The sequence below is a fragment of the Pseudobutyrivibrio sp. LB2011 genome, from assembly GCF_000701765.1.
Taxonomy (GTDB): Bacteria; Bacillota; Clostridia; order Lachnospirales; family Lachnospiraceae; genus Pseudobutyrivibrio; species Pseudobutyrivibrio ruminis.
The window spans coordinates 68,074-80,748 of sequence record NZ_JNJS01000007.1 but is presented as its reverse complement, the minus strand read 5'-3'; the positions used below and the strand labels follow the sequence as shown (position 1 = coordinate 80,748).

Annotated in this window: 10 protein-coding genes and 1 riboswitch; all 10 genes read right to left on the bottom strand. The window is 39.3% G+C overall.

Annotated features, from left to right (window positions below; all coding sequences use genetic code 11):
* On the bottom strand, nucleotides 1-1,005 hold the full coding sequence (locus tag T375_RS09250) for a cobalt-precorrin 5A hydrolase (RefSeq protein ID WP_044937680.1): 1,005 nt from the start codon (nucleotides 1,003-1,005) through the stop codon (nucleotides 1-3).
* Between the two features lies 1 nt (nucleotide 1,006).
* Entirely contained in the window at nucleotides 1,007-1,765 is a 759-nt protein-coding gene (gene cobM, locus T375_RS09245; protein WP_044937678.1) for a precorrin-4 C(11)-methyltransferase, read from the bottom strand.
* A complete protein-coding gene (gene cbiD / locus T375_RS09240; protein ID WP_044937676.1) occupies nucleotides 1,762-2,880 on the bottom strand; it encodes a cobalt-precorrin-5B (C(1))-methyltransferase CbiD in 1,119 nt (372 codons plus the stop codon). Before cbiD ends, cobM begins: the two co-directional genes overlap by 4 nt.
* Nucleotides 2,881-2,896: 16 nt before the next feature.
* Nucleotides 2,897-3,529 (bottom strand): precorrin-8X methylmutase, encoded by a 633-nt coding sequence (locus T375_RS09235; protein WP_044937674.1) that lies wholly within the window; start codon nucleotides 3,527-3,529, stop codon nucleotides 2,897-2,899.
* 13 nt (nucleotides 3,530-3,542) lie between these two features.
* Nucleotides 3,543-5,084: a cobyric acid synthase gene (locus T375_RS09230; RefSeq protein WP_044937672.1), complete on the bottom strand. Its 1,542-nt coding sequence runs from the start codon at nucleotides 5,082-5,084 to the stop codon at nucleotides 3,543-3,545.
* Nucleotides 5,072-5,875, bottom strand: coding sequence for an ABC transporter ATP-binding protein (locus tag T375_RS09225; protein WP_049960380.1), 804 nt, complete (start codon nucleotides 5,873-5,875; stop codon nucleotides 5,072-5,074). The genes T375_RS09230 and T375_RS09225 overlap by 13 nt, the downstream gene beginning before the upstream one ends.
* Nucleotides 5,868-6,884 carry a FecCD family ABC transporter permease gene (locus tag T375_RS09220; RefSeq protein ID WP_044937670.1) on the bottom strand — a complete coding sequence of 339 codons (1,017 nt, stop codon included), beginning with the start codon at nucleotides 6,882-6,884 and terminating at the stop codon, nucleotides 5,868-5,870. The genes T375_RS09225 and T375_RS09220 overlap by 8 nt, the downstream gene beginning before the upstream one ends.
* Nucleotides 6,885-6,886: 2 nt before the next feature.
* A complete protein-coding gene (locus T375_RS09215; RefSeq protein ID WP_155952491.1) occupies nucleotides 6,887-8,419 on the bottom strand; it encodes an ABC transporter substrate-binding protein in 1,533 nt (510 codons plus the stop codon).
* A gap of 6 nt (nucleotides 8,420-8,425) precedes the next feature.
* Entirely contained in the window at nucleotides 8,426-10,021 is a 1,596-nt protein-coding gene (locus T375_RS09210; RefSeq protein ID WP_044937668.1) for a sirohydrochlorin cobaltochelatase, read from the bottom strand.
* Between the two features lie 149 nt (nucleotides 10,022-10,170).
* Nucleotides 10,171-10,356: riboswitch (cobalamin riboswitch) on the bottom strand.
* 50 nt (nucleotides 10,357-10,406) lie between these two features.
* Nucleotides 10,407-12,566: an EAL domain-containing protein gene (locus tag T375_RS09205; protein ID WP_049960379.1), complete on the bottom strand. Its 2,160-nt coding sequence runs from the start codon at nucleotides 12,564-12,566 to the stop codon at nucleotides 10,407-10,409.
* Nucleotides 12,567-12,675: the final 109 nt, after the last annotated feature.

Sequence of the window (12,675 nt, the reverse complement as noted above, 5' to 3'; positions counted from 1 at the left end):
TTAAAACTTTAAGTCTATTGTCTTTCTAGTTGCTGCTGCAAGAGTAATACCATTGTCAGCTTTCTTTTCAAGTACTAAGTCTCTACTTGTCAGTCCTGCCCCAAGCACTGCTGCACGCTCACAAACATTTGAAACCCCAACAGTATCTTTTACAAATTCTGAGTCTGGGAAATCTCCCTTTATCTGTTCAAGCTCCTTTGATGTGTATGTTAAAAACTTAGCTCCAAAAAACTGAGCAAGCTTTATCAAACCAATTTCATTTTCCTTTACATCGATGGTGGCAATTGCGTAGAGATTTTTCCTGAGATACTCGATGGAATACTCGCAGGTCACATATGTCAGAAGCTCTTTAAAGCTCTTCCCCTTTTTGCATCCCATGCCAAGTACTAATCGCTTTGGTATCAGTGTAAAGCCAGCAGTTGCCTCATCTGAGATAACCACATCAGCCTTTCCCTTTTCTACCAGCTCCACCTCTTTAGGAACCTGGCCTACAATATTGTTGTCTATCTTTGTTTTGATTGATATCTTTCCACCGTTTAAAACCTTTTTGGAGATATCCTTTATTCCATCTTTATTTATTATCTTTAATCCATTGTCTCTAGCAAATACATCTACTGCAAACAGATTGTTGATATCTGTAGCCGTTGTAATAATAAGCCCAGCATCAAGTGCTGCTGCAATGGTAGCTGCTATATCATTTGCCATGCCAAAATGGCCCGACAAAATAGGAATAACATTTCTTCCAAGCTCATCAATAACAATTACCGGACTGTCGGAAAGCTTGTTTGTAACATATGGAGCAATTGTTCTAACTGCTATACCTGTTGCGCATATAAAAACAAGTGGAATATGACCTTCAAAGGCTTCTCTTGTCCATATGGACAAATCCATATCTTCAGGCTTTTCTTCAATGATTAAATCCTTGCAGCCAGCCTTAAGCTTTTCAAAAGTACTTTTTCCGTTTTTTGTAAAATAGGTAACCCCAACAATAAGCTTAATACTCATCCTAACTCCTTGCTTTTCTAAACCCTGTCTCGAAGTCTGCTGAATACAATTTTGATAACGCATATCCGGATTTAGAAATAACATCCCCTACTAAAACTACTGCTAAATTTTTGATACCATTTGCATCTGCTGTTTCAGCTAAAGTACCCACCGTACAAATGAATTTCTTTTCATCTGGCCAAGATGCCTTGTACACTATGGCAGCAGGTGTATCCTTTGAGTACCCTCCCTCAATAAGACGCTTTGAAAGCTCATCCATCATTCCACTGCTAAGGTAGATGGCCATTGATGCGCCATGTGCCGCAAAGCTTTCGATTGATTCCTTTTTAGGAACTGGAGTCCTACCTTCCATTCTTGTAATAATAAGAGACTGACTAATCTCTGGAAGTGTATACTCAAGATTCAAACTAGCTGCTGCACCAAAGCATGCACTAACACCTGGGCAGCTTTCATAGGAAAGCCCCTTTTCATCCAGCACATGCATCTGCTCCTGAACGGCACCATAGATGCTTGGCTCTCCCGTGTGAAGTCGAACTACGTTTTTACCTTCCTCTGTGGCCTTTACCATCACATCCATAACTTCATCTAATGTCATGGTGGCACTATTAAATATTTGGCAGTCCTCACTAGCGTAATCCAGTAACTGTGGATTAACAAGTGATCCCGCATATACGATAACATCAGCACTCTTTAAAAGGTTCATACCTCTTACAGTAATTAAGTCTGCTGCACCGCATCCTGCTCCAACAAAATAAATCATCTAATCTCCTCTAATATAGCTTTGGCCCTTTCTGATTCTGCCAATAAGCCAAACTCATTTGAATATAAAATGCAATCGATTTCTATACGACCTTGTGCTCTAAAGTTCAGATAGAACAAAATCTTCTCAAGTACAATATCCATGGTCTCCTTCAAAAGACCTGCATTCTCTATTACGTGTAATGCCTCTTCTGTATTAAGGCAATCTAATATCTTGATAGCTACTGCTGCATCCGCGCCTGCTCGTATAGCACAGCTGGCAAGAATCTCCATTCGTGAATCTGCCTCATGGGAATGGGTATTCATTATTCCGCCGGCAACCTTTACAAGCTTACCTATGTGTCCTGTAATAAGCATTGTTTCAAATCCCAGGTCACAAACCATATCAACTGTCTCACCAATAAAATTGGAACACTTTACACTTTTATCAAGATCATACCCATAATTATCGGCCATAAACTTTAGACCATAGTTGCCTGGGGTTACAATTGCATCTTTCATACCAAGAGCCTTCTTTTGATTGAGCTCTACCTTAATAGTATCTATCAATGCCTTTGAACTCATAGGCTCTACTATTCCTGTTGTACCAAGTATGGATATTCCTCCAACAATACCAAGCCTTGGGTTGAAGGTCTTGTTTGCCAGCTCTTCTCCTTCTGGCACCGATATTATTATCTTTAAACATCCATTGAAGTCTAGAAGCTTACATACCTCTGATACTTCTTTTATTATCATTTCCCTTGGGACATGGTTGATTGCTGCATTACCTACTGGCTGGTCCAGACCTGGCAATGTAACCCTTCCTACCCCCACGCCTCCATCAATAATGATAGAGAGGTTGGAATCAGTACTGCATTCCGTTCCCTTATCCTCAATAGATACTGCTGCAACCACATGACTACCTGTTGTAACATCGGGATCATCTCCACCATCCTTTACAACACTGCAGCTCACCTGATTCTCATTTATAGTAATGTCTACTATATCTGCATCAAACATTATCTTTGCAGGAGTCTCTATACTGATTTTTTCTTTTTTAGTTCCTGTTAAAAGCATATATGTAGCTGCCTTTGCTGCTGCAGCTGCACAACTTCCTGTGGTAAAGCCTTTTTTCATTCTTCACCTCAATTTATTATTTATCTATATTATACAGTATGGCATTTACGATAGCCGCAGCTATGTTGCTGCCGCCCTTTCTGCCTTCGTTAATAATGTATGGCACATCTGAATTTAAGAATAGTTCTTTGGCTGCAACCACATTAACGAACCCTACTGGCACTCCTATTACAAACTCTGGAGTGAATTTGCCTTCGGTCATTTGCTCATATAAGGATATTAATGCTGTAGGCGCATTACCTATTGCAAATATTACCGGTACATTTAAACTGGCAGCTCGTTCCATAGATACAGTGGCACGGGTAACCTGACGTTCCTTTGCTTCCTTTGCCACATCCTCATCTGCCATAAAGCAATGAACCTGCCCTCCATATTCTGCTAGACGTTTTTTATTAATACCTGACAAAGCCATATTGGTGTCTGTAACTATATGAGCACCATTTCGTATTAACTCTTTTGCTTTTTCTATTGCACCATCTGAGTAGCGCATAGTGTTGGCATAATCAAAGTCTGCACTAGTATGTATCACTCTTTTTGTGATAGGTTCCTGCTCCTTATCTAAAGTGATACCCATATCCTGTAACTCTTTACCTATTATTTCAAAACTGCGTTTTTCTATTTCCGTTGGTAAAACGTATTCTATCTCCATATATTTACCTGCTTTACTTAATAAGACTATATATAAAATCCATGTCTAAATTATTTCTTACTACATCTGCAAGCTTATCGTACTCAGCTTCCTTTATAGCGTTAAAATCATAATCCTGAGCCTTAAGCGCAACTCCCTTTTTTGACGCAAGCGCCTCTACCAGCCTGTATGCCAAATCTCCATTATCGAAAATACCATGTACGTAAGTTCCAAGGATGTTGCCATTTTGTACAAGGATGATATTCCCCTCATCATCTCGCTCTACCAAATCAGGAGACTCTTCCTTGGAAAAAGTATCTTCTATAGCATCATAATCTATGTTTGTTATACCATTGTGAATCTCATAGCCTATGAACTCTTCACCTGATAATGATTCATATATACCTGTAAGGTCATCAAAGCAATCTTCTGTCTGAGAGCGATGCTTAGCTGACTGTAATGTGGTTATTAGAGGAAGCAATCCTAAGCCTCTGATTGAAGATAATGCAAGCCCATCCTCTGATTCATTCTCCACACCATCTGGATCCAATATGGTATTTCCCATCATTTGGAAGCCACCGCATATTCCAACAACTGGACCATTTACAGAGAAACGATTAATTGCAGCTTCCATTCCCGATTCTCTCATCCACTTCATATCAGAAATGGTATTCTTGCTACCAGGGATAATAACTAAATCCGCCCCTTCTATCTCTCTAGGATTATTTACAAACCTAACCTTTACTCCATTAATGCTTTCAAATGGAGCAACATCTGTGAAATTTGAAATTCTAGGAAGTCGAATAACCGCTATATCTATTAAAGACTCCGAGCTGCTATCCCATTTATTATCAAGTCTCTCGCTAAGGCTATCCTCATCATCTATCATAAGATGAACATATGGAACTGTACCTACTACCGGCACCTTTCCCATATCCTCTATCATAGTGATTCCTGAATCCAGTAGGCTCTTGTCCCCTCTAAACTTATTTATTACAAGGCCCTTTACTCTGGCCCTTTCATCCTCTTCCAAAAGCTCTAGTGTACCAAGGAGCTGCGCAAATACACCACCTCTATCTATATCCCCAACAAGGATAACTGGTGCATCCACAAGCTTTGCCATGCCCATATTCACAATATCATCTGATTTCAGATTGATTTCTGCTGGACTACCTGCCCCTTCTATTACAATTACATCTGCCCACTCTTGAAGCTTATTGTAGGCAGTCATAATATCTGGCACTAACTGCTTTTTATATGCAAAGTAGTCTCTGGCACTCATGTTGCCAACTACCTCACCATTTACAATGACCTGTGAGCCTACATCATTTGTTGGCTTGAGCAGTATAGGGTTCATATATACGCTAGGAGCAACCCCTGCACATTCTGCCTGCATAGCCTGGGCTCTGCCAAGCTCCAACCCATCAGCTGTAACAAAAGAGTTGAGAGCCATGTTCTGGGATTTAAAAGGTGCAACCTTTAATCCGTCCTGTGCAAAGACTCTACATAGTCCCCCTACAAGCAAGCTTTTACCTACATTTGACATAGTCCCCTGGACCATTATTACTTTTGACATATCAACCTCTCAAGAGCCTGGGCATACTGCCACAAGCCGTCTGCCATAATCTTTCCCTCGCCTGCTGCCATGCCATACATAACTTCAAGATTTTTTCCTGTGAGAATCTCCTTAGGCGAACCTATTTTATAAACGCTATTATCGTATATACCAATTACCGCATCTGCTATTGCCGGTACAAATTCCAGTTCATGGATAGACATTACAACAGCTTTATTCTGTTCCTTGGCAAGCCTTCTAATAATAGATAGAATATCTAGCTTAAACTGAATATCCAAAAAGGATGTAGGCTCATCTAAAATCATAATATCAGTATCCTGACATATGGCTCTAGCAAGCATTACTCGCTGTCGTTGGCCATCACTGACTTTAGAAAAATCTTCACTTACTATGGCTTCTGCGCCAACTAGCTTTATGGCATATGCGATAGCTTCTCTGTCATCATCACTGAGAATTCCCAGTCTACCTGTATATGGATAACGGCCAGTGGCCACCACATCGTAGCAGGTCATAAGCTCTGGATGAATTCGTTCTGTAGTAACCATAGAAACCTTTTTTGCCATAGCTTCCTCGTTAATCTCAGAATCATCCATATCGCAAATGCGAATATTTCCATCAAGCTTATTAAGCTGTCTTGTAATTGTTTTTAATATTGTTGATTTGCCTGCTCCGTTTGCTCCAACTACCGCTATTATCTCCCCAGCCTTTACATCAAAAGAAACCTGCTTTACAACAGGCTGTCCTTTTTTATATCCCACTTCAAGGGCTATCGTACTAAGTTTTTTATCCACGGCTTAGAGCCCTCCTGGCAACCAACATATAAATAACAACTGGAGCAAGAAATACGGCTGTCACTGCACTGATACTTACCTCAGTAGGTGCAAAAGCAGTACGTGCTATACAATCGCAAAGTAAAGTAATTATGGCTCCTCCCATAAAGCATGCAGGAATCATAATTAAAGGCTTTGCTGTCTTCATTGCCCCTCTCATGATATGAGGCACTGCAATACCAACAAATGAAATTGGTCCAGCAAATGCTGTTACGGTTGCAGATAAAATACTAGAAAGTAAAATCAATACAACTCTAAGGTATTTAATATTAACGCCCATATTTCTGGCGTAGGCTTCACCAAGCTGATATGCCCCAATTGGCTTTGACATAACAAATGAAAGCACTAAAGTCACTGTAACAATGATTGCAGATATAATTACATGTTCCCAGCTTATACCTGAAAAGCTACCAAGTGACCAGTTGTGTAGATTTACGATGTTGGAATCATTTGCAAATGTAATAATAAACTCTGTTACCGCAGAGCAAATATATCCAATCATTACTCCACATACCACTAACAGTGACATGTTTCTAACCTTGCCTGCCAACAGCATTACTATTCCCATTGCAATGATAGAGCCTACGAATGCAGCAACCACCATAATAAGGGAGCTAATATAAACTCCCTGGCCTACCAAAACAACCATGCAAATGGCAACAAATAACTTTGCTCCTGATGAAATTCCAAGTACATATGGACCGGCAATAGGATTGCCAAAGAAAATCTGAAGTAAATATCCAGATACTGAAAGTGCACCCCCTAGAATTAATGCAGCAATAATTCTAGGAAGTCTTATTGATATGATAATTTTTCCAAACTGAACATCGCCTGGAGATATCAGGGATTTGATAATCTCACTAACGGTAATATCCGCACTGCCAACTCCAAGACTAAAAATAAAGCAAATTAATAATAGTAATGCCATTGAAATAAAAAGGCATGTGAATCTCTTTTTTTCTGAGTTCATAGCTACTCCTTCAGTTTGTAAAAACATTCTCCCGATTTGTAGGAATCTGTAAGTATTAAATGCAGCTCCTCTATAAATTCTGCCACACTTGTGGTCTTTTGGAAATAGCCTTCCCTTAAACAATAAACATTTTTATTCTTAACGGCTTTAAAATCTGCTAAGGATGGTGCAGATGCAATTAAATCATCTACACTTTCAAGCTCTCCCTCTATTGTGCTGTTATAAATAAGAATATCAGCATCTACTGCCCCAATATAAAAATCCTCCATTGATATCTTCATAGTTGATAGAGCATCTTCAGAATCAGCAAGATTCTCTGGCACATAGGTGCCACCTGCCATATCTATCATGGAAGAAATATAATCACCATTTTTTCTAACTGTAATCTGACCATTGGAATTTACTGAAAAGAATGCAACTGTAAGTCCAGTCTCCTCCATATCCATAACAGCCTTTGTACGGGTAACCTGAGCATCGAATACCTCTGTTGCTGCATCAAGCTTGCCATACAATACTCCATACAGCTTTATCCACTCAAGTCTTCCTAAAGGAGATGTCTCGTAGCTTGAAGTCTCGACCATCACTGGGATCCCCAGACTTTCAAGCTTTTCCTTCACTTCTGGATTGTGGTAGATCATGGTGTTTTCTATGGCAAAATTGCAACCATCTGATACAAGTAATTCATAATCAGGAGCAGAATACTTTCCTGCATATAAAATATCCCCTGCTTTAATAGCAGACGCAGCCTCATCTATGTACCAATCTTTTGAATCAGTGCCAGAAAACTTAATGCTATCAAGGCTGTCTGTATTAACTATCAAATCCATTACCGATGTGGAAACAAGATATGTTTTATCAATATCAGAAAGAACCTGGATGTTATCTGATAACCCATCTAGATTCATATCAGAGCCTTCCAGTGGTCTCAAGAAATACTGATTAGCACTTGCTCCTGTAATAGTTATAAATGCATACTCTGCATTGTTATCATCGGTATAATAATCAACAGTAAAATCCTTAGCGTATTCTAGTGCTAATGATTCTTTGAATTTAAGATTACCTAAGCTATAGGAATCATCCGAATCTGCTTTTGTAGCTGTAGATTCTTTTGTTCCACTTTCCACCTCTTCACCTGGAGCATAAACAGTCAATTCATACTCTATCTCATGAGGAGTGCTCATAGCTGTAGTGTCACCGATTACAATAAAAGGCTCATCAAACTCCGAAAATGGTATCGTAAATACGGAGTTCTCATCTACTGCTGCTTCATTATCGTATTTGACATCATCAACCAGCATGTAGTCATAGTGAGAGCTTGACCATACAAGCTGAACAGTCTTTTCCTCTCCCTCCACTAAAACTGTGGCAGGAGATTCTACAGTAGCTTTTCCGCTTCCGCCGGTAAGAGTAACATTACAGCTATACTCACCATCTGTAATCTCATTTGTTGTATTTTCTATTTCGTTACTATTAAAAAAGCTGCAGGCTGTTAAATTAATAGCCAGCACTGCAGCAAAAATGAATTTCTTTTTCATAAATTATTATTCTGCTAATTCAGGGTTTGAAACTGAAACCTTGTGGTCATACCATGTTCCCTTTTCGCCTAAAATAGCTAAATCAAATTCCTTATCTAATGCTTCTACAGGAATATCGAAACCGTAAACAGTCTCTGTTGTTCCATCTGAATATGTTACCTCATCCTCTGTTGGCTGAAGCCAGTTAGCTTCATCATTTTCTGCATCTGCAGCTGTACCAACATAAAGATTTACAATTTTCTTTGAAACTAATGATACGTGGATAGACATCTTACCATTCTTAACAGTAAGCTCACCCTTACCATTTTCTGCTTCATTTACATGAAACATGCTGCTGTCTGTTGTGAAGTCAGCAAGATATGTCTCGCCGTCCTTAAGCTCATCTGTATTTGCAGACTCTACTGGCTCAACACCTGTTGCATCAGATGTGTGCTGAACGTAGATAGCCTGAACATCTGCAATTTCACCAAGTCCTGCAATCTGGCAATCGATTGATTCAAATGAACCATCTGCCTCAAACATTGACTTCCATGAATCCTCATCATCACCAGCCATATCGTTGTTTGCATGATCACCAGCAACAACCATAAGTGGACGAAGAACTACCTTTGTGTAACCAGCTTCCTTAACTGCAGCAATAATGTTCTCGCAAGAAGTCTCTTCTGGCTCACCCTCTACAGTACCGATAAATACGTTTTCATAGCCAAGCTTATCCATCTGTGTCTGCATCTGGCTGTATGTAACCTTTGCAGTGTGGCTTGTACCATGTCCCATAAATACAAATGCTGTAGAATCTTCAGCTGCTGCTTCGAGGCTGTCAAAACCTGCTGTAGCAACTGCCTCAGCTGTAATAGCCTTTGCAACTGTTTCCTTATCAGCATTTACTTCTGTAGCGTCTGCTCCAACTTCACCAAGAAGTGGCTCAGCAATCTTTACAGATTCAAACTTATCAGCATATTCTTCAACTGCTGCTGTCAATTCATCATACTCAGCGCCGTGCATCAAATGTGTTGGTTGAACAACAAGGTTCTTAACACCATTTGCAACTGCTCTTTCAAGAGCCTGCTCTACATTATCTATCTTTTCATTATCGCGAGCCTGAATGTGGTTGATAATGATCTGTGCTGTAAATGCACGTCTTACTGACCAGTCAGGATATGCTGCTGCGATAGCCTTTTCAACTCCACCAATATCAGCAACACGGCTATCATTAAATGAAGTACCAAAGCTTACTACAAGGATTTCATTCTCACCAATATCATCCTGGTTTAATGGATCATCCTTAGAAGCATCACCTGTATCTCTACCAAAGTAATCTGGGTCTGCATACTCACCTTCTACAAGCTCCTTCTGAGCATCTGTAAGAGCATCCCAAGCTTCCTTTGCAGCTGCACACTGTGCATCTGTCTCATCTGTTCTTTCCTGAACGTAGATTGCATCGATAAGTGCTGCTACGTTATCTGCTGCAGCCTGATCGTCAACCTCCTCTGTTTCTACACTTTCTTCTGTAGTTTCAGCTACATCAGCAGTCTTACCACAAGCTGCAAATACAAATGCTGCTGACATGAAAAGTGCTAAAATCTGTAAACTTCTCTTTTTCATGATTTCCTCCTATAAAACCGTTCATGTATATATTTAGGAACTCACAAAATTAAAAGGCTGCATAAAGCAGCCTCAATCAATCTAAACACAAAAACATGAGGCAATTAGCCTCTCGGATTCATGCGAATAATGATTCGAGTCCCGCAAATCATAATTACAAGAAATAGGCAGGTCTCCTGACTTTGATCATCGCACGCTTTCTCTTCCCAAGAATACTCAGTGATATGAAAGCGAACTCCCTAACACAGTGACGGCTTCGCTCTGGATTCTCACCAGATTCCCTTTTCACCCATACGTACCTAAATACTATGGGCACCTAAATCCTATGAACGATATAAATTTCTTAAAGAAAATACCACATTTATATTGGAGTGTCAAACCTTCATCAGTCCTTTGCGATTGATAAAATAGCTACTTCATAAGCCTTATAACCGTGTAGTGGGTTGACTGCTATTTTTCTGATAAAGAAGCTAGAGTAATAATCCTCATCCTGCATATTTTCTACATGAACCCACTTGTCGATATTATTGCATCTTTCCACTGCATCCATAAAATCCTTTGTTGGTTCCTTTTTCTGCTGAATCATAGCATTTCCTAAATCCACTTCATCAAGATATCCTGTCTTCATAAGGAACTTTGCAAAGTTGCGGTTGTATCTAAGAATATAAGTGCTATCCTCTCTTATTTCTACTACACCGGTAGGAATCTGACCAAAAAACTCATTACTATCCCAGTTGTAATCGTCATTGACAACTGGTTCTACAATATTGACTTTACCAACTGTTGCATAGTAATCGCTTTCCTCAAATACTTCTATGACATTGCCAACTCTGGCGCCATAAATCGTATACCATTCATCAAGCGGAATTGGCTTTGCAAAGTAAAATCCCTGCATCTTGCTGCATCCCACTTCTCGCAAAAATTTAACCTGCTCTATTGTCTCGACACCTTCTACAATTGTATCAATACCAAGCTTTGTAATCATTTGGATAAGCTCTTTTACTATGACATGATTTTTCTTGGACATACCAAACTCACGCATAAAACGCATATCTAGCTTGATTAAATCAAAATCAAATTTTTGCAACATATTTAAGGATGAATATCCGCTACCGAAATCATCCATCCAAACCTTGAAACCTGCATCGTGGAATCTTCTAATCTGATCAGAAACGAATTCCTCGTCCAATGTAGAGACGCTCTCTGTAATTTCTATGGTAATCATCTCTGAAGAAATAGTTGAAGCTTCTACTCTCTTTGTTATTTCATCTACAATATCGCATAATTCAAAATCATACTTAGAGAGATTGATAGAAACAGGAACTATCTGGAAGCCCTTCTTAACAACATCTTCCAAATCTCTTAATACGCATTCCAATATGTATAAATCAAGTTTATGAATAAGCTTTGCATCTTCCAGAACATAAATAAAATGATTAGGTGGAATAATTCCTCTAGCTGGATCAATCCAGCGCGCCAAGGCTTCCTCGTCACAAACTCTGCCATTTACAGATCTCATAATCTGCTGATAATATGGCTGAATCCATCCTTCTCTTATAGCCTTTTCAAAGGTATTAATTACATATTCATAGTGAGAAGCAACAACATGTGTGTTCTCATCGTAAAAAGCGTACTTTGAAAGGTAAGCCCCTTTTTCCTTGTCGCTTACAATCTTTGCTCTGTCACAAGCGCTGCTGGCTGGAACATCCTCAAATGCCATGGAGTAAATACCTACATGGACAGGCAAGGTTTTGCCATCATTTGCCCGCTTCATATCTTTGAAAATGTTCTGAAGTGTAGCTTCAATTTCTTCCATCTGTGTAAACACAGCAAAATGGTCAGAACCCATTCTTCCACAATTTTCATTTGAGAAATACTTTCTTAAAATATCACCAAATGCACTTAGTAGGTTGTCCCCCTCCTTGAGTCCAAACTTCTCGTTGAAATATTTCATACCGGTAAAGTCAAAGAAAACTATACCAGGAGTTTTGCCCTCATCTATTATTGCCTGCTTTCCTGCATCTGCCAAAGCAAGAAAATATGACATGTTTGGTAAGCCTGTAAGAGTATCATAAAAATTATCTCTTATCAGACTTTCCTTTGACATCATGTCTCTGAAATTAGAAGCCAGTTTTTCTGTAAGGGGATTTTCAAAATCTTCGCCCATGCCTTCCACCATATATATGGTACTGGAAAGCATAGTCCCATCCTCTGTTACGAAATGCTCACCGTGAGAATGTATAATTACATAATCATTGATGACATGTGATAGTGTTCTGTAAACACAATCGAAATTATCTCCGCCCATGGCGAATTTCAATGCGGCATCTGCAACCCTTGCCTTATCATCTGGATGTGTATCCCGATACATATCTTCGTCGAATAACTTGGTAATATTTTCTCGGGAATCTCCCATAAGCTTACACATTCCATCTGTTACAAGAATTGTCACAACTCTTTTATCTATAAGCTGGTAGATTACAAGAGGAATATTAAGTTTCTCAAGTGCCTTTCTCTCTCTATCCTGAAACTGATATCTAGTCATTTTTACCCCCTTCAACTGATAGTCTAGATACTTATGCCTCATCAATACAACGATTATAAATAAAGAATATGAATTAATTGTTAAAAATGGTACTTATTCCTCTTGTAAA

Coding starts and splice junctions, on each gene's coding strand:
- T375_RS09230 (WP_044937672.1), bottom strand. CDS start 5,084: ATGTCAAAAGTAATAATGGTCCAGGGGACTATGTCAAATGTAGGTAAA.
- T375_RS09215 (WP_155952491.1), bottom strand. CDS start 8,419: ATGAAAAAGAAATTCATTTTTGCTGCAGTGCTGGCTATTAATTTAACA.
- T375_RS09205 (WP_049960379.1), bottom strand. CDS start 12,566: ATGACTAGATATCAGTTTCAGGATAGAGAGAGAAAGGCACTTGAGAAA.
- T375_RS09220 (WP_044937670.1), bottom strand. CDS start 6,884: ATGAACTCAGAAAAAAAGAGATTCACATGCCTTTTTATTTCAATGGCA.
- T375_RS09235 (WP_044937674.1), bottom strand. CDS start 3,529: ATGGAGATAGAATACGTTTTACCAACGGAAATAGAAAAACGCAGTTTT.
- cbiD (WP_044937676.1), bottom strand. CDS start 2,880: ATGAAAAAAGGCTTTACCACAGGAAGTTGTGCAGCTGCAGCAGCAAAG.
- T375_RS09210 (WP_044937668.1), bottom strand. CDS start 10,021: ATGAAAAAGAGAAGTTTACAGATTTTAGCACTTTTCATGTCAGCAGCA.
- cobM (WP_044937678.1), bottom strand. CDS start 1,765: ATGATTTATTTTGTTGGAGCAGGATGCGGTGCAGCAGACTTAATTACT.
- T375_RS09250 (WP_044937680.1), bottom strand. CDS start 1,005: ATGAGTATTAAGCTTATTGTTGGGGTTACCTATTTTACAAAAAACGGA.